Below are 21,218 nucleotides of genomic sequence, written 5' to 3'. Positions count from 1 at the left end.
GGGATTCCTTATGTCTAGGCTATTCGTCGTGCGAGGAATCGGGTCTCGCGGCGATACCCGAACCCGGGTGCGGGCCGCGTCTGCGCTGGCGACGGCTATGGTCATGGCTCGGACCACCGGGGCGTTCTACGTCATGGGCGGGGTGCTCGGTCTGTTGATCACCGCCATCGCCCCTGGTGAGGAGGGTAATCGTCCGCTGGTGGGCGGGGCGGCAGCGGTGGCGCTGGCGCTCGGTCTCACGCTGCTCGCATGGGGGCCGCGGCTGCCGCATTCGATCCATCACGTCTACGTCGCGATCGCGACGGTGCTGGTGACGATCGCGGTGCACTCCTTCCCGAACACCGTCGGCGCGATCAGCCTCGCGGCGTTCTACGTGTTCATCGCGTGCGACGCGGCGCTGTTCTTCGCCTGGTCGCAGGCCGCCGCCCATATCGCGTTCGCCTTGGCGCTGTGCCTGTGGGTGCTGCCCGCGCGGCCGGTGACGCCCGGATTGCCGTGGTGGTCGGGCTTGATCCCGGCCGGAGTGACCTTCGGCGTCGGCGTCGTCGTCGGAATCCTGACCAGGATGGCGTCCGAAGCGGACATCGACGTGCTCACCGGCTTGCTCAACCGGCGCGGCTTCGACCGGGCGCTGAACACCGCGATCCAACAGGCCACCAGGTCCGGGCACGGGCTCGCACTGGTGCTGGTCGACCTGGATCGCTTCCAGAAGATCAACGATCACCTCGGGCACCGCGCCGGTGACGCCGTCCTGCAGCGAGTGGCCGACACCTGGTCGAAACTGCTGGCCCCCGAGCAACGCCTCGCGCGCTACGGCGGCGACGCGTTCGCCTTGCTGTTGCCGAACACCACCGAGCAGGCCGCGATCCTGCTCACCGAACAGCTCCGCGCCGCGGTGACCACCGGCTGCTCGGCCGGCGTGACCTCATGGCAGCCGGGCGAATCCGGATCGCTGCTGGTCAGCCGCGCCGACGTCGGCCTGTACCGGGCCAAGCAGGCCGGACGCAACCGGACGGTGCTGGAGTCCTCCCGGCAGTTGCCGCTGGCGGTGGAACTGCGCGAGGCGATCGACCGCGGCGCGCTCGACGTGCACTACCAGCCGATCGTCAGCCTGACCGAGGGCGGCGGCAAGGCGGTCGGCGTCGAGGCGCTGCTGCGCTGGTCGTCGAGCGCGCAACCGGATGTCACCACCGAGGGCTTGATCCGCGTCGCCGAGGAGTACGACCTCATCGCCGATCTGGACGAGCTGGTGCTGCGCCGCGCCTGCGCGGACGCCGCGCGGTTGCAGGAGACCTTCGCTCAGCTGGATCTCACACTGAACGTGAACGTCAGCGGGCTGGAGCTGGCCGAGGCCGGTTACGCCGACCGGGTGGCGGGAATCCTCGCCGCCACGGGATGGCCCGCCGATCAGCTGGTGCTCGAGGTGACCGAAAGCGAACTGGCCGCCGAATCCCAGACCGCGATCGAGAACCTGCACACCCTGCGCGACCGTGGCGTTCGCATCGCCATCGACGACTTCGGCACCGGATACTCCTCGCTCAGCCGACTGGCCACCCTGCCCAGCGACATCCTCAAGGTCGACCAGTCCTTCGTCGCCGCGATCCGTTCCGATTCGCCCGCACCGCCGTTGCTCGGCGTGATCGCCGCCCTCTCCAACGCGCTGGACTTGCAGGTCATCGCCGAGGGCGTAGAGACCGAATATCAAGCCGCGGTGCTCACCGAACTGGGCTTCGCGCTCGCGCAGGGCTATCACTACAGCGATTCGCACCCGGTGTCGGAGCTGATCAGCGACCTCAACGAGAACAAAGGCCGGATCGGCTCCGGCGTCACGGACGGGGAACTCGGCGACGGGGACGCGGTTGCCGCGAACGGCTGGGTGCCGCTGCCCTGAGCAGGTCGACGACGAGCGGTAATTCCCTTGACGGCGTGCGGCGGGAATGGCCATGCTGATCGACATGCGTTTGCTCATCTACGCCTATTGATCCGCTGTATCGTCGCGCGCCCGTCGAGCGAATAGCGCCCGTGCGCTCAGCCTGCGCTCGCTGACGGTTCGGGCGGTGCTCTTCAAGAGCATCGGTGAACTGATCCCGCTCTACGCGCTGTACGCCCTGCTGTTCGCCGACCACGGCATGAGCACCGGGCAGATCTCCTTGCTGTTCGCGATCTGGTCGGCGACGTCGTTCTTACTCGAGGTGCCCTCCGGCGCGTGGGCCGACACGATGTCGCGCCGCGGGCTGCTCGTGCTCAGCGGAGTCTTGCTGACGGCGGGTTTCGCGCTGTGGACGGTGGCGCCCTCGTTCGCGGGTTTCGCCGCCGGATTCGTACTCTGGGGAATCTCGGGCGCGCTGGCCTCCGGCACGTTCGAGGCGCTGCTGTACGACGACCTCGCCGCCCGCGCCGCGTCGTCGGCTTATCCGCGCATCCTGGGGTACACCCGTGCCGGTGCGGAGACGGCTGTCGTCATCGCGATCCTCGCCGCGACGCCCCTGTATCTGTCCGGCGGCTATGTCTTGGTCGGCTGGTTCAGCGTCGCCATGGCGGCTGTGCACACATTGCTCGCGCTATCGCTGCCCACGGCGCCGAAAGCGGTGTCAGCGGCGGACATCGATGCTCTCGAAGAAGACTCCTCCGCCGCCGTGCGGTACGCCGACGGCGGTCGGAGACCGGAAGTCGTCGCGGCGCCAACTGTCGCCCATACCGGCGCTGTCTGCGCCCGCACTGTCCGGGATTGTTCGGTGGATCGTGCGGCCGCGTCCGAGGTCGGCTCCGTGCGCCGTTCACGGGGCGAACGGTTCGAGGAACCGAGTGCCTATGCGAGCGGCTTCGCGTCCAAGGTCGATCCCAAGCGCTCCGCGACGCGGTCAGGGCCGTTCGCGCGATACCTCACCATGCTGAAAGCCGGTGTGGGCGAGGCGGTCCGCGTGCGGGCGGTGCGCTACGGCGTGCTGCTGGAGGCGCTGCTGTTCGGGGTGACGGCGTTCGACGAGTACTTCGCCCTGCTGGCGGAGGAGTCGGGGGTCTCGACCGCCGTGGTGCCCCTGCTGGTCGGTCTCACCGTGCTCGGTTCGCTGACCGGTTCGGTGCTGGCCGGGCGCACCGAAGGGATGTCGGGCCGGACGATGTCGATCGCGGTGGCCGCCGCGGGCGTGCTGTTCCTCGGCGGCGCGCTGATCGCCGGTCTCGCGACCGGCCGTCCGGACGCGGTCTACCTGCTGACCGGCCTCGGTTTCGGTTCGATCGGCATCTCCTACGGCATCGTCTACAACGCGGGGATAGTCGCGGCCGCCCGCCTCCAGGACGCCATCGCCGGTCCTGCCCGCGCCACCGTCACCTCGGTCTCCGGCCTCCTGGGCGAGGTGATCGCCCTCGCGGTCTTCGCCTTCGCCGCCCTCACCGCCCAGCACACCTCCATCTCCGCCCTCCTGGCCCTCCTGGGCGCCTCCCTCCTCGCCATCGCCGCCCTCACGCCGCGCTGGCTCCCGCGCGCCGACTGACCGCGAGCCGCAGTCATGTGCCACTCGCGGCGGTTGGGTAGCGTGCGGGAGTGCGGTTCGGGCTGGTTTGCGGGTTCGGGATCGGCGCCGGGGTGGCGGTGCAGGGGCGGATCAATGGTGCGTTGGGGGCGAGATTGGCGGACGGGGTGGCGGCGGCGGCGATCAGTTTCGGGGTGGGGCTGATTGTGCTGGTGGTGGCGTTCGCGGTCAGTGGGCGGTTGCGGGATGGCGCGCGGCGGGTGCGGCGGGCGGTATCGGAGGGCGTGCTGCGGCCTTGGCAATTGCTCGGCGGTCTGTGCGGGGCGTTCTTCGTCGCGTGCCAGGGGCTCACCGTCGCGGCCATCGGTGTCACCGCGTTCACCGTCGCGACCGTCGCGGGGCAGTTGCTCAGCAGCCTGGCCGTCGACCGGCTCGGCCTCGGTCCGAGCGGCCGCACGCCGGTCACCGCGGTACGTCTGGCCGGCGCTGCGCTCGGCGTGGTGGCGGTGCTGATCGCCGGATTCGGGCACACCCGCGCCGACGGTGCTCTCTCCGTGCCAGAGGCGCTGCGCGGCACCCCGACCGTGCTGCTGATCGCGCTGCCCGCGCTGGCAGGCATCGGCCTGGCCTGGCAGCAGGCGGTGAACGGCAAGGTGGGCGCCGTCGGTGGGGCGCTGTCGGCGGCGCTGGTGAATTTCGGTGTCGGTCTTGCCGCCCTGCTCGTCATCGAGGCGCTGGTCATCGTGTCTTCGGGCGGGCCCGCCGATTTCCCGGCCGAGCCGTGGCTGTATCTCGGCGGATTCATCGGCGTCGCCTTCATCGCCCTCGCCGCGCTGACGGTCCGCTGGATCGGCGTTCTGCTACTCGGGCTCACCTCGGTGGCGGGACAGTTGCTGGCCTCCCTGATCCTCGACATGCTCACCCCGACCAGCGCGGGACTGTCGGTCACCGCGATCATCGGCTGCGCGCTGACTCTGGTCGCGGTCGCGGTCGCCGCTCGACCGCAGTCCTGAGGACACTCCCCGCGCATTCATACGCGAAGCGCATAAGTGTGGAATGGTGCGCTCATGCTGATCGAATACGGGGTGTGGATTTCGCGGCTGGGTCTGGCTGTCGTGTTCGGGCTGTCGGCGTGGGGCAAGCTGGCGGATCGGAGCGCGACGCGGCAGGCGGTGGGGGATTTCGGGGTGCCGCTGCGCTGGGTGCCCGCGGTGGCATGGGGGTTGTCCATCACCGAGGCGATCATCGCGGTGAGCGTGCTGATTCCCGGGCTTTCCGGCTCGGCCGCGCTGGCGGTGCTGTTGTTGCTCGCCGTGTTCACGGCGGTGATCGTGCGGTTGCTGCGCCGTGGCGAGCGCCCTTCCTGTTCCTGCTTCGGCGCCGCGAGCGCCACGCCGATCGGGCCGAAGATCTTGGTGCGCAACGGTGTTTTCGCCGCGCTCGCCGTGCTGGTCGGTATCGGCGCGCGAACGCACCCGCGCGTGCCGATGGACCTGCCCGCCGACAACGCGATCGGCTGCGCGGCGCTCGCCGTGGTGGTCGCGGTGCTGGTGTGGTTGGCGGGCCAGTTGCGCGTCCTGCGCCGCCGGATGGACGAGCAGGCGCTGTCCACGCTGGGCGCTGAGGGCCTGCCGGTCGGTGCGGTGGCGCCGGAATTCGAACTGCTCGCTCCCGACGGAGCGAAGACCACGCTCGAGGACCTGCTGACCGGAGGGCGGTCGGTCCTGCTGGTCTTCGTGCACCCGGGCTGTGAACTGTGCGCGGCGCTCGCCCGTGAGCTGCCCCGCTGGCGCGCGCGGACGGGCGATGCCCTCGCGATCGTCGCCGTCGGCAACGGCGATGCCGCCGAGCAAGCCGCGTGGGGAGCCGAGCACGGGTTGGGCGATATCCCCTCGCTCGTGCAGCAGGGCAACGAAGCGGCATTGCGTTACCGGGTGCGCGGCACGCCGTCCGCCGTCCTGATCGATTCCGATGGACGTGTGGCCGCGCCGGTGGCCAGGGGAGGCATCGCGATCCGCGAGTTGATCCGCACGGCGCGGACCCGGCCGCGCGGGCTGGCGCGGGACAAAATCCCGGCAGGAGCGTCCAGCTGATTTCGGGGCGTACCTCTTTTCCGCCCGTCTTGACCGACTCCGGTCCGGTTATGAACTGGTTGGCAAATTTCTAGCAAATAGACGGTGCCGCGCCGATAGGATCGAGTCGCACCGGTGCGGAATTCGCCATCCATCCACCAGACCCATCGACAAGAGGGGAAAGACATGGCGCTCTTCGCATTCACCGACTACTCCGGCAAAGAGTTCATCATCCAGCTGACCAATGAGCAGCGGATCGCCGAAGCACGTCGGATCCTGTCGGGGGACGAGCAGATGTCTGTCCACGTCATGGGCCGGATCCGGAAGATGCCCGCGCCCTACAACCCGGGCTGGGACTTCCATCTGGACCCCGACACCATCAGCTTCTTCACCATGGCGATCGAGGTCTGCGACGCCAGCATCATGTACGTCAACGACCATCTGGACGAGGCGTGCGGCGCGTTCCTGCCGGGCTGCTTCTGGTGTCCGTGGTCGTCGAAGATGACCCGCGAGGTTGCCGACCGGTAATCGGTCGGCAAACGCTTCCGGCCGACGGGAAACCGTCGGCCGGAAGCCTCGCCGTCAGTCCAGCTTGCGCGAGCGCAGTTCGTGGCCCTTGGAGGTCTTGCACCGTCCCGACTCCAGGTCCCACTGCCAGCCGTGCAGGTTGCAGGTGAGCGTGTTGCCTTCCACCACGCCGAACTTCGACAGGTCCGCCTTCAGGTGCGGGCAGCGCCGCTGCACCTCCCAGCCGCTGAGTTCGGTGGAGGCCGAGTCGTCGTGCGCCTCGGAGAACCAGCCGTCGGCGTAGGCGATCCGCTCGTCGGTGAGGCACTTGAAGAACGTGTAGAGGAACTCGTTGTATCCGCCGATGCGCCAGGCCTGGAAGCGGGTGGACAGGAAGATGGTGTTCACCCAGTCGGGCTCCCGGTCGCGCAGCACCGTGCGCACCAGTTCCGGCGCGATGCGGAAGCCGTAGCGGTAACGGCCCTCGCCTTCGATCGGCTCACGCACCGTGCGCTTGGGGAAGTCAAGCACGATGGTTTCCTCGCCGATCACCAAGCCGACCGGATAGCCGATGCCGTCGCAGATCACGTCGCTCTGCGCCATGATCGGCTCGAACAGTTTGCGCAGCGGCTCCAGCAGCGAACCGTCGCCGCGCTCCCAGGTCGCCTTCTCCGCCTCCAGTACCGGAGCGAGGCGCTGGGCCATCCGTTCGATGTACTCGGCCTTGTTGTCGTAGATCTCGGCGGGATCGCTCGGGTGGGTCAGAGTGAGCTCGGCGCCGCGCACATCGGCGACCGAGCCGGGGATCATCAGGACCCCGCCCGCGTTGCCGTGGATCTCCATCTGCTCGAGGAACACCTTCTGGTCGGGGAAGATGTTGCCCTCGTCACCGCGATCGTCGTTGAGGTAGCGCAACTCGTCGTCCAGGAACACCGGCGGACCCGCGGACGGCACCACCCACGTCGCGCCGACCTGCTCGATGTAGCTGCGGGCCCGGTCCATGCCGCGCTGACGCTTCTGCTTGCCGAAGTTCGACTTGGTACGGGCCGGGATGTCGTAGACCATCGGGTACCAGATCGCGCCCGAGTACTGCAGCAGGTGGATGTCGACGTGACCGAAAGCGTCGTGCAGCACGTCCATGTCGACCGGGCGGGCGTCGTTCATGTTGAAACAGGTGGTCTCGCCGTCGGACACCACGAGCCCGGAGTCGCCGATCGGGCCGTCGGCGGGCGCGCGCAGCGCGATGATCATGACGTCCAGATCCCCGCCGGGGCCGGTCACCGTGTGCTTGACCGAATCCTCGGTCTCGAAGAACTTGTGGAAGCCCAGCTGTTCGAGTTCCCGGCGCAGATCGGGCACGGGGTAGTCCGGCAGCAGCACGGTCGCGTCCTTGTTCACGTGCTCGGCCAGCGTCTTCGCGTCGAAATGGTCGCGGTGCAGGTGTGAGACGTAGAGGAAGTCGCATGCGCCCAGCGCGTCCCAGTCCAGCCGGGTGTTGTCGGGGAACGGGAACCAGGAACCGAAGTACGCGGGGTTCACCCAGGGATCGCAAAGGATCGACCCGGCCGCGGTGCGGATGTGGAATCCGGCGTGTCCGACGCTGGTGATCTGCACTAGCTGCTCCTCCTGCTGTTTACCAGCCAACCAGGGTAGTGGTTACGGCGAGACCTCGCCGATGCAGTAGCCGTCCGTCCCGGAGCGCAAGGTGAAGGTGCGGGTCTGCGTCACACCGGAGGAGTTGGTCACCGGCACGAGCACCGCGATGTAGTCGGTGTTCACCTGCTCCGACCGGATCTGCTGGTCGGCGAACTCGGTGGCCCCGGTGAGCGCGCCCTGGTTGTTCGCCAGCGGCGCGGGGCTCGGTCGCCCGGTGCCCTTGGGGTCCCAGGTCGCCGGGGACGCCTTACAGATCAGAGGGTAGTCGCCTTCTTTGTCGGCGGGGTCGAGCGGCTTGCCGACGAAGCGCGACAGGTACCGGCGCACGGTGTGCCTGGCGTCCGCGTCGTTGTAGGCGATCTCCGCACCGGCCGCCGCGACGCGCGGGCAGGCGTAGCCGGTGGCGATCTCGGCGCGCTGGGCGGCGACGGTGGTGGTCGGGCTCTTCCAGACGACGGCGTCCTCGGTCACCGTGCCGGGCTGGGCGAGCGCGGTGAGGACGGCCTGCTGGTCTTCGTACATCTCGGCCACGTTCCTCGGCGCGATGGTCCAGCACTTGTCCTGCATTTCCGCGATGGTGTGGGAGCGCAGGTCGGCCGCCCAGCGCTGCATCGCCGGGGCGGCGGCGGGCAGCCCGGCGACCGCGCCGACCGTCGGAGCGTCGGCCGGAACCGGCGGAAGTGCGGAGGTGCTCGGCGGGGGCGCGGTCGGGACGGCGGCCGGTGGCGTGGTGCGAGCGGCCGCCTGCGGCGGGCTGTCCTCCGGGATACCGACGACGGAATCGCAGCCGGTCAGCGCGATCGCAGCGATCAGGGCGGAGCCGCCGATCAGCGCGGCGCGGGTCGCGCGCCCGGACCGGTTCCGCTCGCGTGCTGCACTGCGGTCGTACTCGCGCGGTACCGATCGGGCGCGTTCCACTTCGACGATCCTCTTCTCTCCGGGCATGCGGTCGGGGCTGCTCATGCGTCCTCGCTCCGGCGCGGCGCGCGGCGGCGGCGAACTGCCGATGGGGACGAGCAGCGACTACGCTAGCGGACTTGTGGAACCCGTCTACCGGACGATCATCGGCCTGGCCCGTACCGTCTTCTTCATCGAAGGTCTGAAGTTCACCGTCAAGGGCGATGAACACATCCCCGCCCGAGGTGGCGCCGTGCTGGCGGTGAACCACACCGGCTACATGGACTTCACCTACGCGGGCCTGCCGGTGCGCACCCCGAAGCGCTACATCCGTTTCATGGCCAAGAAGGACGTCTTCGACAACAAGATCTCCGGCCCGATCATGCGCGCGCTCAAGCACATCCCGGTGGACCGTTCGGCGGGCGCGGATTCCTACAAGGCCGCCGTGGAGTACCTGCGCCGGGGCGAGTTGGTCGGCGTGTATCCCGAGGCGACGATCAGCCGCAGTTTCGAGATCAAGGAATTCAAGTCCGGCGCGGCGCGCATGGCCATCGAGGCCGAGGTGCCGATCATCCCGATCGTCATCTGGGGTGCGCAGCGGGTCTGGACGAAGGGCTTCCCGAAGCGGCTCGGCCGCACCAACACGCCCATCTCGATCGCGGTCGGCGAGCCGATCCAGCCGTTCGAGCCCGCCGCCGAACTGACCGCGAAGCTGCGCTCGACCATGCAGGAAATGCTGCTCGACCTGCAAAAGGACTACGTGCACGAGCCCGGCGCGTACTGGGTTCCCGCCCGTCTGGGCGGCAGCGCTCCTACCCTGGAAGAGGCGGACGCGATGGATGCCGCCGAAGCCGAGGCCAAGGCCGCGCGCAAGAACGCGGCGCAGTAGCTGGAGGTGTGATGGCGCGAGAACCGGTCTACGATATTCTCGCCGGCTTGGTCCGCGCCATCTTCTTCGCGCAGGGCCTGCGCGTCGATATCGAAGGCCAAGAGCACATTCCGCGTTCCGGCGGTGCGGTGCTGGCCGTCAATCACACGGCCTATCTGGATTTCATGGAAGTCGGGCTGGTCGGGCGCAAGTCCGGCCGCAATGTCCGGTACATGATGAAGGCGGAACTCGAGCACGGCATCGTCGGCTTTCTCATGAAGCACTGCAAGGCGATCGGCGTCGACCGCACGGCGGGTGCGGAGTCCTACGCCCGCGCGGTGACCGCCTTGCGTGCGGGCGAGGTGGTCGTGGTCTATCCCGAGGCGACGATCAGCCGCAGCTTCGAACTCAAGGAATTCAAGTCCGGCGCGGCGCGCATGGCGGTCGAAGCCGATGTCCCGATCGTTCCCATGATCATCTGGGGCGCGCACCGGATCTGGACCAAGGACATCCCCAAGCAGTTGGGTCGGCACAATTTCCCGATCAATATCCGTATCGGCGCACCGATCCCACCCGACGAACCGGCTGAAGAACTCACCGCCACCCTGCGAACCCGAATGAGCGAACTTCTGGAACGCGCCCAACGCGACTACCCGATGGTGAAAGGCGCCCGTTGGGTTCCCGCGCGGCTCGGTGGAACCGCGCCGACCCTCGCGGAGGCGGCTGTGCTGGAACGCGAGGAGATGGAGCGGCGGCGGCGGGCGAAGGCGGGGTGATGTCGCCGCACCTGCCACGCCGCCGTGTCACGAGGTCCGAGGGAGGACCTCGTGACAGCTTGTGGCGGTGCGGTCGGCATCCGGTCAGGCGGCGTCGATGGCCGCGGTGATCTTGCGGGCCATTTCGGCCAGGACCGGGCTCGGCGCGCCCTTGCGGGTTCCGGCGGCCGCGTCGACGGCGACGAGGACGGTGCTGCGGAAGTTGTCGGCCTCGGCCGGATCCCGCTGTTGGAGCAGGTGCATGGCCGCGGTGAGCGCGGGCAGCACGTGGTCGGCGAGTTCGGCGACGTTCTTGCCGTTCAACGTGATGTCCTTGGACTTCGCGGCGAGTACGTGCCCGATCAGGCCGGTCGCCGACGACAGGGCGATGGTGCCGTGAGTGGCGGCCTTGTGGGGCGAGCCGGTGGCGTCGGCGGCGGCCATCAGCGAGACAGCGCCGTAGGCGGCGGTCCGGACGGTGGCCTTGTCCTGGTCGGTGAGGGTGATGGACATGGTGGTGTCTCCTTCTGTGTTTGGTCGAAACGCGATCGGATGTCCGGCTGGCGAAACCTGGCCGGGATGGTGAGAGTGCCGAGGGCAGATCGTGGATGTGGACTGACGCGCGTCGGTCAGCGGCTGGGCGAACCCTGCTCGTCGTTGGCCGCCGCGATCTCGCGGACGGCCTGGGTGATGACGCGGAAGTCCTTGCGCAGAATCGCGCCGTGATTGCTGGCGACTTTCGCGCTGACCCGAATATTCGGATTGCGGGTGCACACCGCGTCGAGGCTGGTGCGGATTCGCTCTTGCTCATCGCCCTTGCTTCCGAACGACGTCCCCGAAGCAACCACATACCGCACCGGCACGCTGATGTCGTCCAGCACGGGACCCAGCTCGCGCTCGCGGGACAGCTTGCCGAGTTCGATATTGCTTTCGGCCATCTGCGCGGCGTTCATCCGCGGGGTCAGACCGGTGGGGCGCAGCAGCGGCATGAACAAGTTCAGCCGCTTGAACAGTTTGCGGATCCGCTGCTCCATGGCCTCGTCGAGCCAGTCGTACGGGAACGCGCCGTCGACCAGCACCGCGCCCACGGCGCGCTCCGGATTCCGGCCGGCCCAGTGCGCCGCGACGACCGCCCCGTAGGACCAGCCGACCAGCAGCGCCCGGTCCACTTCTCTGGCGGCCAGGACGGCGTCGACATCCCGTATCGCGGCCTCGAAGGAATAGTCCGCCGAACGCCGCGACTTGCCGCGAGCCCGCTCATCGAAGGTGATGTGCCGGTATTCAGGGCCGAGATCGGCGATCACCCGCCGCCAGTACCCCTGCGTGGCGAACTGGCCGTTGCAGTAGACCACCGGGATACCGGAACCGCCGGTGTCGGTGACGGCCAGCGCCGTATCATCGACCGACACCATCCCGGTCCACTTCGCAGCGGTGGATGAGTTGCTGTTCTTCGTCATGCCAACCACTCTCGGCGCCTGGCCTGACGCCGCCCTGACAGCAAGCTGACACGGTCGCTGACATGGAACTGCGCCTGGTCACGGGGGACAGCAGGGTCTGCTGACATGGCTCGCGTGGTCTTCAGGTTCCGGTTCCCCGACGCTGGCGCAGGCGGTTGTGCTCAACCCAGATACGGCTGTGTGCGTCCTTCACTGTGGTGCCGCAACCGAAGACGGACGGTTTCGTGAATCGGTTCGTGTGGGAGCTGTTCCGGTCGGAGAAAGCGAACGTCGGTGGATTCGTCGCTGACCGTCAAGTGGCCGCCGATCACCTGGGCGTAGTAGGTGACGTTGAACTCCTGGCGCACCTCGCCATCGGAGTAGGCGATGACGTGCTCCGGATCGGTGTAGATGCCGAGGAGACCGGTGATTTCGATATCTAGCCCGGTCTCTTCTTTCGTTTCGCGGACCACGCACTGCTCGAGCGTCTCGCCGATCTCCATGGTGCCGCCCGGCAGGGACCAGTTGCCCGAGTCGGCTCGGCGCTGCATGAGGATCGCGCCGGTGGGGTCGACAATCAGAGCGGAGCCGCCGGGAACCAAGCTGTTGGCCCTCGGGGCATGGGGATCTCGGTAGTAGTCGCGTCGCCTGCTCATCTATGACCTTGATCTAGTCGAGACGCATCGGGCACTTGGTGTTGCGACAGTACGACGAAGCTCGCTGCGAGGGACTATTCCCGCCGCAGCGAGCTTTGGACTACGACCGGGCGTACTCGTTGTTGAGCACGTACGCGGTGAAGGAGTCCCATGCGTCAGGGGAGAACACCAGCGTTCCTCCGGACGGGTTCTTGGAGTCGCGCACGCCGACCATGCCGTCTTCCAGGTGCGCGGCTTCTACACAATCGTCCTTGCCGCCGCTGTGGCTGCTCTTGAACCAGCGCGCCCCGGATAGGTCCATGCTCATGGTGCATACTCCTTTGCCACCCGCCGCAGCAGGCGTTTGCTCTCAGTTCGATCCAACGCTACTCGCTGAATCTTGTGGAACGCATTGCGATAGCGCCGCACGCTATCCGGGCGTTCGAGATGAATACTGCCCGCGAAACTCTCGATATATACGACAGGTGGCTCCAGAGCATTGCCTGCGCTGTCGGTGCCGAAATCAAGAATGGTGAACGGCCCAGCCGTCGTACCCACTGGATAGCCTGCGGTGTCAGGCAGCACTCTCACCGACACGTTCGGCGGCAGGTCGGCGAGGTGGCGACACAGTCTCGCCATCACCCGCGGTCCGTGGACCACTCGCCGAAGGACCCCTTCATCGATCACGAGGTCGACCTGGAGAGGCGAGACTGTGCGCAGTATGAGGTTCTGGCGTTCGCGTCGGACGCGCAGACGCCGCTCACGCTCCTCGGGCAAGTCTTCTACAAAGTACAACCTGTCCAATGCCTCGGCATATTCGCGAGTCTGGAACAGGCCGGACACAATGTCCGGTCGGTAGATGGTCACCGCTTCGGCCGCAGACTCCAGCCCGAGGTAAACCCCGAAACTGGGTGCGACTTGATCGGTGTACTCGTCCCACCAACTCTGCTCCATACGCTGAGCAGCAAGAGCTTTCAACTCGCTCGCACGTTCAGGCTGTCGATACAGCCGACACAAGTTGTCGATATCCGAGTCGGAGATTTTGTTCGCGTGGCCCGTCTCGAGCCGTTGCACCGTACCGGAACCACGACCGATCGCCTTCGCAGCCATCAGGATCGACAGGCCGGATTCGAGGCGCATCGCGCGGAGGACACGGCCCAGCTGCCGATGCGGTACGCCTGGGGTGCGTGCCATGGATGGCGACGAAATGGCGCTGCGCTGCGAATTCCCCCTGGTAAGCGGCTTGACCACTGTTACTTTCCCCTTCTGGTAGATGGCAAGCACTGCATTCGTGGGTGGCCCCACCCCCGAGCTGTGGATGACGCTGCTACCGCGCCACGGGTGCCACCGAACAGCAAGTATGGGTGGTCACCTGGGAAAATGATCGGGTTTTCGCGATTCATCCGCTGGATCACCCAAACAGATGGCGGGGCTGCTGTGCTGCGCGTATGCCCGAAGCGATGGCGGCATTCGCTCGTCGGCAGAGTCGGGCACTCGTCAGCCGGGTCTCGATGTGCGAGAGAGGATGCGGATGGAAGCGCTTGGAGATACACCACGATCGCGGTGCCTGTTCTATCGGCGGGAGTGCGGGCTCCCCGCTGTGGTGGATCCGCCGGAACTCGGGCGGATCGTGTTGCGGGCCGGGTCGGTGTGGGCGATGACGATGCCCACTCGGCTCGGGCAGGCGGTCAAGGCGCATATGCAGAGCCGGGGCGTCCCTCTCGGCCCGATCGTGGGACATCCTCGTTCGGGGCGCTGGACCTTCCTCATTCAGCCCGACCTGCCTGATGACGTGCGATTGTTCGCGGAATTGTTCCGGCTGGACGTGGCGGTCGCGCGGTCAGGAGCGACGATCGCGCTGCCTTCGCCCACCGCTGCGGTGGGAGCGATCCGGCACTGGATCGTGCCGCCGCGCAATGCCTTCCGTCCGTCGGGCCAGTTGGTGGTCGAGGGCGTGCGGGCATGGGCGGATCAGATGCCGCGTACTCGGCGCAGGACGGGCACAACTCATGTCGGATGACGGCTCTCGCGCTCGGCGGCTCCGACGCGTCGGGGAGTTGCGGTCCCGGCGAGCACATGACAACCCGCACTGGCCGGTATCCAGTCCCGCGAATGCCGCCAAGGCGCTCGAAATGCACTGCGACTGCGACTACTCAGCGTGCGCGACGCTCGTCGCGGCGGTGATAGTCAGCCGCGAGGACTACCGCTACTTCCGTCGCACTGAAACCGCAGGCGATCTCGAGATACCCACACTGGGATCAGGTGCGTGATGTGCGGCGATTCCTGCACCAATCCCTCGGACGACGTCCACGTGAGTGTGTTCCTGCACGGACTGCGCATGGATTTCGCCGCATGCGTCACGGCGGCGATGACGTTCGCGCGCGAATGGCGGCATGCTCATTACCCCGACGCGGTAGAAGTCCTCCCGAACGGCGCGGAGGGCCTGCCGCGCCTCCCTTGCGAACGCTTGTATTGCGAGGGTCTGTCACGACACCACGGGAGAACGGCCGATGGTCCGATCAGCGGAGACGGGTGAGTGGGCGGCAAGGGGAAGGGGCGGGGACCCGGCCTCGAATGTATGAAGTCGGCGGTACACCCATCAAGCTGCGGAAATCGGCAGTCATATGCGACTGGTCGTAATACCCCGTCCCTGTGGCGATATCGGCCAATGGTGTGTCGTCAGTTCGCGACAGGACCTCCCGAACGCGGTTGATGCGTGCGAAGTGCTTAGGGGAGACGCCGATGCCACTGGCGAACAGATTGCGGAGTTGGCGTTCGCTGACGGAGAGGCGCGTGGCCAACTCGGAGACCGAAAGCGGGTGGTCGGCGGCGATGGCGGCTACGGCCGTGGTGAGCAGTTCACGGCGGGCGTTCTGGGCCGGATCGTCGGGTATACGCCGGGGCAGTTCGTTCTCCAGGTATGACACGACCTCGCCGTGGTCGAGTTCGCTCAGCTCGGCGGCCAGGTGCGCGACCGGGCCGGGCAGGTGGTCCAGGCGCAGCACGCGATCGGTGAGGTCGGCCGCCGGAACACCGAGCAGCGCGGGGGCCGCACCCGGGGCCAGCCGCAGGCGGACGCAGCCCGCGGGTTTGCTCGCGCGCGAGTAGCTCGCCTTGGTCTGCGGCCCGACGACGAGCGCCACCCGGTGGTCACCGGCAGCTACGCGCTCGGTACGCAGCACGATCGTGGTGGCAGTCTGCGGCACGTGCGCGAACGGCTCGGACAGTTCGAGCACGGTCGGGATGCGGCCGAGTTCGGCCAGCCACGGCCGCAACGACTCCGGCGCGGGCTCGGACGTCTCGACCGACTCGGCGGTCAGGACGAGCGGGCGCAACAGAGTGGTCACCGCATCCACTGTAGGCAGCCGTGCACCGCGCAGGTGTGCCGGAATTTCCTAGAGACCTGCCCGAACGCCCGGCACGGTGGTCCTCATGATCGTGATCACCGGTGCGACGGGCACCATCGGCAGTGAAATCGTCCGGCAACTGAGTTCGCGCGGGACCGCGATCCGTGCCGTCACCCGCGACCCGGACCGGGCCGACGTCCCCGCGGGCGTCGAAGTGGCGCGTGGCGACTACACCGACGTCGCGTCCATGGCGAAGGCGATGGCTGGTGCGGAGGCCGCGTTCGTCGTCGGGGTGCTCGGTCCGGAGTACGCGGACCTGGATCGGGCGCTGATCGCCACGGCGCGGGACGCCGGAGTCGGTCGAATCGTCAAACTTTCCGCCATCGGCACCGGGGACCCCGGTCTCGGCCGCGTCGGGACCTGGCATATGCCCGGTGAGCAGGCCGCACGCGACAGCGGCGTCGACTGGACCATCCTGCGCCCCAGCTCCTTCGCGTCCAATACCCTTAGCTGGGCCACCGCGATCCGGGCCGGACAGCCGGTGCCGAATATGACCGGCGACGCGGCCCAGGGTGTCGTCGATCCCCGTGACGTCGCCGGAGTCGCCGTCGAGGCGTTGGTCTCCGGCGGGCACGCGGGCCGGATCCACACGCTCACCGGGCCGGAATTGCTCACCACCCACGACCTGGCCGCGACTCTGGCAACGGTCACCGGCCACCCGGTGGACGTGACCGAATTCCCGAAACCGAAGCGCGGGCACATATGCTGGCGTCCGGAATGTCCGTCGAATTCGCCGACGGTGCGCTTGCCGGGCAGAAATATGTGCGCGCCGGACACAATGCGATCGTCACCCCGGATGTGGTGGAAATTCTCGGCCGGGCAAGGACTTTCGCCGAATGGGCCACCGATCACGCGAGTGCCTTCGCGGCCGGCGCGAACGCACCGTAGGCTGCATGTGATCAGCACCACATCGAATTGCCGAACGATGTCCGCTCGGCAAAGGTGACATGACCGGCTGGACGGCCGGTGTGCTTACACGAAAAGGAAATTCGGATGCGTCAACGGGTCATGACGGTCTTGGTAGCGGTTGTGGCGGGCGGGTCCGCCGCCGCGTTCGGCGGGGCGAGCGCCTCCGCGGTCGCGGTGAATCCGTTCCCCGGTGGCACGGAGGTCTACTTCGACAACGGTGAATCCGCGGCGATCGCGAACCTGAACCTCGGACCGGCGCTGAGCCAGGTGGCCGTCGCTTGGTCGCCCGGAGCGAAAGCGCTTCTCGGCGAAGGCATCACCGAGCACGCCCGTTGGGCCAGCGAAACTCCCACCGGTGGGGTGTCGATCGAGGTGTACGGGGCATTGATCCAGCCGTCGCTGGTCACCGTCACCACGCTGCGCGGCTGAACCGAATTCCGTTTCGGAATCCGGTGTGCCAGGGGTATGCTCGCCCATGGCGTTATGCGCATGCGTTGCCGGATTCCGTTGTGCTCGAGCGTAGGGCTCGGGTGGCGGCGGCGAGCAAGCACGCGGCGAGACATCTGGTAACCGGATGCCGCGCGATCCGCGCCGCGCCTTCGGTGATTACCGACATGGAGACCTCCTGGCGGATGCCCGGACGGGACGACACTACGTGTGCCGTCCCGTCCGGTGTTTTGTGCTGAGCGCGTGGGAGTTCCGGGATCGAGCGGCCATTTCCGCACCGATCGCCGCCGCGAAGGCGTCCACGTCGGCCTCGGTGGTGTCGAACGAGCACATCCACCGCACCTCGCCGGTGCGCTCGTCCCAGGTGTGGAAGCGGAACCGCTGCTGGAGCCGCTCGGTGACCTCCCTGGGCAACACGGCGAAGACGGCATTGGCCTGGACCGGCCGTACGATCTCGACGCCGGGTACCCGGGCGACGGCCGTGGCCAGCCGGGCCGCCATCGCATTGGCGTGCCGGGCGTTGCGCAGCCACAGGTCGCCCTCCAGCAGCGCGACGAATTGCGCCGACACGTACCGCATCTTGGAGGCCAGTTGCAGCGCGGCTTTGCGCAGGTACGGCACGCCGCGCACCGCGTCGGGCTCGAGCACCACGATCGCCTCGCCGAACATCAGACCGTTCTTGGTGCCGCCGAACGACAGCACGTCCACCCCGGCGTCGGTGGTGAACGCGCGCGGCGGCAGGTCGAGTGCGGCGGCCGCGTTGGCCAGCCGGGCGCCGTCCACGTGCAGCAGCATGCCGCGCTCGTGCGCCAGCGCGCCGATCGCCGCGATCTCTCCGGGCGTGTAGCGGGTGCCGAGTTCGGTGCTCTGCGTGATGGAGACGACCTTGGGCTGGGCGTGGTGCTCGTCGCCGAAGCCCCAGGCGTACCGGTCGAGCGACTCCGGCGTCAGCTTGCCGTCCGTGGTCGGCACCGGGATCAGCTTCAGCCCGGCTACCTTCTCTGGCGCGCCGCACTCGTCGAGGTTGATGTGCGCGGACTCGGGGCAGATCACGGCGCTCCACCGGTCGCACATGGCCTGCAATCCGACCACGTTCGCGCCGCTGCCGTTGAAGACCGGATAGATCTCAGCGCGCTCGCCGAAATGGCTTTTGATCAGCTCGCGCAGCCGTGCGGTGTAGGCGTCCGCGCCGTAGGCCGGCTGGTGGCCCACGTTGGCGGCGGCCAGCGCCGCCATGATGTCCGGGTGCACCGGGGCGTTGTTGTCGCTGGCGAATCCGCGTGGGTTGTCGTGGTCGGGCTCGGGGGAGCTGTCGCTCACCGGTCCTCCTCGGTCAGCAGCGGGAAAGAGCCGTTCTCGTCGTGGACCTCGCGGCCGGTGAGGGGTGGGTCGAACACGCAGACCGCGCGGAACCGGGTATGGGCGCGCAGGGTGTGCCGCTGGTGTGCGTCTACCAGGTACAGCACACCTGGTTCGAGACGGTGCGCCTCCCCGGTCTCGTCGTCGATCACCTCACCATGCCCCTCGATCACGTAGACGGCTTCGACGTGGTTGGCGTACCACATCTCGAGCTCGGCGCCCGCCTCGACCACCGTGTCGTTCACGGAGAAGCCGACCCTCTCCTCGGCGAGCACCAAGCGGCGGCTGTTCCAGGAGGGGCCTCGCACTTCCCGCTCGGTGCCTGCGATCTCTTTCAGGGAACGGACGATCATGGGTTTCCTTTGTTCGTGCTCCACCGGGGGTGGGTCGGACGGTGGCCGAGCCCGGATCACCAAAGATCATGGCCACTCGCACGGCGTGCCCGACAGTGGCAGAAATGCCCCGTATAGCAAAAATCGAGCCACTGCACGTGCTCGGACGGGACGACACCAGGTGTGCCGTCCCGTCCGGTGTGCCTAGTTCGCTGTCGAGCGGAAACCACGCAGCCGCAGGCTGTTGCTCACCACGAAGACCGAGGAGAACGCCATCGCGGCGCCCGCGAGCATCGGGTTGAGCAAGCCCGCCATGGCCAGCGGAATCGCGGCCACGTTGTAGGCGAAGGCCCAGAACAGGTTGCCCTTGATGGTCGCGAGGGTGCGGCGGGACAGCCGGATCGCGTCCGCCGCCGCCCGCAGGTCGCCGCGAACCAAGGTCAGATCGCCCGCCTCGATGGCGACGTCGGTGCCGGTGCCCATGGCCAGGCCCAGGTCGGCTTGGGCCAGCGCCGCGGCGTCGTTCACGCCGTCGCCCACCATCGCGACCACTTTGCCTTCGGCCTGCAACCGCTTGACGGTGGCGACCTTGTCCTGCGGCAGCACCTCCGCGATCACCGCATCGATGCCGACCTGGGCGGCGATCGCGTCGGCTGCGGCCTGGTTGTCGCCGGTCAGCATGATCGGGGTGAGCCCGAGGGCACGCAGCTGGGAAATCGCCTCGGCGGAGGTGGGTTTCACCGCGTCGGCCACGACGAGCACGCCGCGCGCCTTGCCGTCCCAGCCCACCGCGACGGCGGTCTTTCCTTCGGCTTCGGCCGCGCGCATCGCCCGGGTCAGATCGTCGTCGAGGTGCTGTGACCAGTCGGCGAGCAGCCGCGCGCGGCCGACGACCACCGCGTGGCCGTCCACCACGCCCTGCACGCCGAGGCCCTCGGCATTCGCGAAATCCTCTACGGGCTTCAGCTCGCCAACCCGCTCGCGGGCGCCCTTGGCGATGGCTTGGGCGATCGGGTGTTCGGAGGAGTCCTCCAGCGCTCCGGCCAGTTCCAGAATGCGCTCGGCCTGTTCACCTTCGGCCGCGACGACATCGAGCAGCGTCATCTTGCCCGCCGTGACGGTGCCGGTCTTGTCCAGCACGATCGTGTCCACCCGCCGGGTCGACTCCAGCACCTCGGGGCCTTTGATCAGGATGCCGAGCTGCGCGCCGCGTCCCGTGCCGACCATCAGCGCGGTCGGCGTGGCCAGTCCGAGTGCGCACGGGCAGGCGATGATCAGCACCGCCACCGCGGCGGTGAACGCCGCGGCCACCGAACCGCCTGTGCCGAGCCAGAACCCGAGCGTCGCGACCGACAGCGCGATGACGATCGGCACGAAGATCCCGGCGATCCGGTCGGCCAGCCGCTGCGCCTGCGCCTTGCCGGTCTGCGCGTCCTCGACGAGCTTCGCCATCTGCGCCAGCTGGGTGTCGGAACCGATCCGCGTGGCGCGCACCACGATCCGGCCGCCCACGTTGACGGTCGCGCCGACCACGGCGTCGTCCTGGCCGACCTCGACCGGCACCGACTCGCCGGTGAGCATCGAGGCGTCGACGGCCGAGGAGCCTTCCGTCACGATGCCGTCGGTGGCGATCTTCTCGCCGGGCCGCACCACGAACCGATCGCCGACCCGCAGCTGCTCCACCGGAATGCGCTGCTCGGTTCCGTCGCGCAGGACGGAGACCTCCTTGGCCCCCAGCTCGAGCAGGGCCCGCAGCGCCGCACCCGCCCGCCGCTTGGCGCGCGCCTCGAAGAAGCGTCCCGCCAGGATGAACGTGGTGACGCCTGCCGCGGCCTCCAAGTAGATGCTGCCGGTGCCGTCCATCCGCGCGATGGTGAACTCGAACGGATGCGTCATGCCCGGCGTGCCCGCGGTGCCCCAGAACAGCGCGTACACCGACCAGCCCAGTGCGGCCAGCGTCCCCATCGAGATCAGGGTGTCCATGGTCGACGCGCCGTGGCGCAGGTTCGTCCACGCCGCGCGGTGGAACGGCAGCGCGCCCCACACGACGACCGGCGCGGCCAAGGTCAGCGACAGCCACTGCCAGTTGGTGAACTGCAAGGCCGGGATCATCGCCATGGCGATCACCGGCACCGACAGCACCAGCGAGATCAGCAGGCGGGTGCGCAGGGCGGCGGCGGGATCTTCCTCGGCGGCGCTCTCCTGCGGCTCCGGGGGAGCGGGCAGGGCCGCGGTGTAACCCGCTTGCTCGACGGTGGCGATCAAGTCGTCCGGCGAGACGTCCCCGGTGACCTCGACGCGGGCCTTCTCGGTGGCGTAGTTCACGGTCGCGGTGACGCCGTCGAGTTTGTTGAGCTTCTTCTCGATCCGGGCGGCGCAAGACGCGCAGGTCATTCCACCGATCACGAGTTCGACCTGCCCGGAGGGCGGCGGTTGTGTCGCGGTGGTCATCGTGGGTGCTCCGT

Annotated in this window: 21 protein-coding genes; 10 read left to right on the top strand and 11 right to left on the bottom strand. The window is 68.1% G+C overall.

Going from position 1 to position 21,218, the window contains the following annotated elements; all coding sequences use genetic code 11:
• Positions 1-103 precede the first annotated feature (103 nt).
• The 5 genes from NB3_RS10510 to NB3_RS10490 all read left to right on the top strand — a co-directional run bounded on the left by NB3_RS10510 (position 104) and on the right by NB3_RS10490 (position 6,073).
• Positions 104-1,891, top strand: coding sequence for a putative bifunctional diguanylate cyclase/phosphodiesterase (locus tag NB3_RS10510; RefSeq protein WP_228827483.1), 1,788 nt, complete (start codon positions 104-106; stop codon positions 1,889-1,891).
• Between the two features lie 166 nt (positions 1,892-2,057).
• Positions 2,058-3,494 carry an MFS transporter gene (locus tag NB3_RS10505; protein ID WP_067800222.1) on the top strand — a complete coding sequence of 479 codons (1,437 nt, stop codon included), beginning with the start codon at positions 2,058-2,060 and terminating at the stop codon, positions 3,492-3,494.
• Positions 3,495-3,544: 50 nt separating this feature from the next.
• Positions 3,545-4,486 (top strand): DMT family transporter, encoded by a 942-nt coding sequence (locus tag NB3_RS10500; RefSeq protein WP_067800219.1) that lies wholly within the window; start codon positions 3,545-3,547, stop codon positions 4,484-4,486.
• A gap of 54 nt (positions 4,487-4,540) precedes the next feature.
• A complete protein-coding gene (locus NB3_RS10495; protein WP_067800216.1) occupies positions 4,541-5,566 on the top strand; it encodes a peroxiredoxin family protein in 1,026 nt (341 codons plus the stop codon).
• 165 nt (positions 5,567-5,731) lie between these two features.
• Positions 5,732-6,073, top strand: a complete 342-nt coding sequence (locus tag NB3_RS10490) for a BP74-related protein (protein ID WP_067800213.1) — start codon at positions 5,732-5,734, stop codon at positions 6,071-6,073.
• Between the two features lie 54 nt (positions 6,074-6,127).
• Here NB3_RS10490 and NB3_RS10485 read toward each other — a convergent pair whose 3' ends face one another.
• Both NB3_RS10485 and NB3_RS10480 read right to left on the bottom strand, forming a co-directional pair.
• Positions 6,128-7,666: a Rieske 2Fe-2S domain-containing protein gene (locus NB3_RS10485; RefSeq protein ID WP_067800209.1), complete on the bottom strand. Its 1,539-nt coding sequence runs from the start codon at positions 7,664-7,666 to the stop codon at positions 6,128-6,130.
• A gap of 42 nt (positions 7,667-7,708) precedes the next feature.
• Entirely contained in the window at positions 7,709-8,671 is a 963-nt protein-coding gene (locus NB3_RS10480) for a hypothetical protein (RefSeq protein WP_084486104.1), read from the bottom strand.
• A gap of 76 nt (positions 8,672-8,747) precedes the next feature.
• Here NB3_RS10480 and NB3_RS10475 point away from each other — a divergent pair, with 76 nt between their 5' ends.
• Both NB3_RS10475 and NB3_RS10470 read left to right on the top strand, forming a co-directional pair.
• Complete coding sequence (locus tag NB3_RS10475) at positions 8,748-9,494, top strand: lysophospholipid acyltransferase family protein (RefSeq protein ID WP_067800463.1); 747 nt, start codon at positions 8,748-8,750, stop codon at positions 9,492-9,494.
• An 11-nt stretch (positions 9,495-9,505) separates the two neighbouring features.
• Entirely contained in the window at positions 9,506-10,249 is a 744-nt protein-coding gene (locus NB3_RS10470) for a lysophospholipid acyltransferase family protein (protein WP_067800205.1), read from the top strand.
• A gap of 84 nt (positions 10,250-10,333) precedes the next feature.
• Here the strand turns inward: NB3_RS10470 and NB3_RS10465 are convergent, their stop codons facing one another.
• From NB3_RS10465 to NB3_RS10445, 5 genes are all read right to left on the bottom strand, one after another.
• Positions 10,334-10,741 carry a hypothetical protein gene (locus tag NB3_RS10465; protein ID WP_067800203.1) on the bottom strand — a complete coding sequence of 136 codons (408 nt, stop codon included), beginning with the start codon at positions 10,739-10,741 and terminating at the stop codon, positions 10,334-10,336.
• A 116-nt stretch (positions 10,742-10,857) separates the two neighbouring features.
• Entirely contained in the window at positions 10,858-11,685 is an 828-nt protein-coding gene (locus NB3_RS10460) for an alpha/beta fold hydrolase (RefSeq protein ID WP_067800199.1), read from the bottom strand.
• 161 nt (positions 11,686-11,846) lie between these two features.
• Positions 11,847-12,320, bottom strand: coding sequence for an NUDIX domain-containing protein (locus NB3_RS10455; RefSeq protein ID WP_067800196.1), 474 nt, complete (start codon positions 12,318-12,320; stop codon positions 11,847-11,849).
• A 100-nt stretch (positions 12,321-12,420) separates the two neighbouring features.
• Complete coding sequence (locus NB3_RS10450) at positions 12,421-12,627, bottom strand: DUF397 domain-containing protein (protein ID WP_067800192.1); 207 nt, start codon at positions 12,625-12,627, stop codon at positions 12,421-12,423.
• Positions 12,624-13,493: a helix-turn-helix domain-containing protein gene (locus NB3_RS10445; RefSeq protein ID WP_067800190.1), complete on the bottom strand. Its 870-nt coding sequence runs from the start codon at positions 13,491-13,493 to the stop codon at positions 12,624-12,626. Before NB3_RS10445 ends, NB3_RS10450 begins: the two co-directional genes overlap by 4 nt.
• Before the next feature lie 463 nt (positions 13,494-13,956).
• Between NB3_RS10445 and NB3_RS10440 the strand changes: the two genes are divergently transcribed.
• Positions 13,957-14,319 carry a hypothetical protein gene (locus NB3_RS10440; protein ID WP_244891853.1) on the top strand — a complete coding sequence of 121 codons (363 nt, stop codon included), beginning with the start codon at positions 13,957-13,959 and terminating at the stop codon, positions 14,317-14,319.
• A gap of 499 nt (positions 14,320-14,818) precedes the next feature.
• On the opposite strand, the gene NB3_RS10435 is transcribed toward NB3_RS10440, so the two are convergent.
• Positions 14,819-15,646 (bottom strand): helix-turn-helix domain-containing protein, encoded by an 828-nt coding sequence (locus tag NB3_RS10435; protein ID WP_218020562.1) that lies wholly within the window; start codon positions 15,644-15,646, stop codon positions 14,819-14,821.
• 85 nt (positions 15,647-15,731) lie between these two features.
• Here NB3_RS10435 and NB3_RS10430 point away from each other — a divergent pair, with 85 nt between their 5' ends.
• The gene (locus tag NB3_RS10430) at positions 15,732-16,652 is read left to right on the top strand and encodes an NAD(P)H-binding protein (RefSeq protein WP_244891852.1); all 921 of its coding nucleotides are present in this window, start codon (positions 15,732-15,734) and stop codon (positions 16,650-16,652) included.
• A 47-nt stretch (positions 16,653-16,699) separates the two neighbouring features.
• On the top strand, positions 16,700-17,044 hold the full coding sequence (locus tag NB3_RS10425; RefSeq protein ID WP_157111696.1) for a hypothetical protein: 345 nt from the start codon (positions 16,700-16,702) through the stop codon (positions 17,042-17,044).
• A 222-nt stretch (positions 17,045-17,266) separates the two neighbouring features.
• Here NB3_RS10425 and NB3_RS10420 read toward each other — a convergent pair whose 3' ends face one another.
• The 3 genes from NB3_RS10420 to NB3_RS10410 form a co-directional block, all read right to left on the bottom strand.
• Complete coding sequence (locus NB3_RS10420) at positions 17,267-18,382, bottom strand: threonine aldolase family protein (RefSeq protein ID WP_067800180.1); 1,116 nt, start codon at positions 18,380-18,382, stop codon at positions 17,267-17,269.
• On the bottom strand, positions 18,379-18,774 hold the full coding sequence (locus tag NB3_RS10415) for an ectoine synthase (RefSeq protein WP_067800177.1): 396 nt from the start codon (positions 18,772-18,774) through the stop codon (positions 18,379-18,381). Before NB3_RS10415 ends, NB3_RS10420 begins: the two co-directional genes overlap by 4 nt.
• A 183-nt stretch (positions 18,775-18,957) precedes the next feature.
• A complete protein-coding gene (locus NB3_RS10410; protein ID WP_067800175.1) occupies positions 18,958-21,204 on the bottom strand; it encodes a heavy metal translocating P-type ATPase in 2,247 nt (748 codons plus the stop codon).
• Between the last annotated feature and the right edge of the window lie 14 nt (positions 21,205-21,218).

The sequence above is a fragment of the Nocardia beijingensis NBRC 16342 genome (genome assembly GCF_001612785.1).
GTDB lineage: Bacteria > Actinomycetota > Actinomycetes > Mycobacteriales > Mycobacteriaceae > Nocardia > Nocardia beijingensis.
The sequence above is the reverse complement of the archived record's forward strand: the minus strand, read 5'-3'. Positions and strand labels throughout refer to the sequence as shown.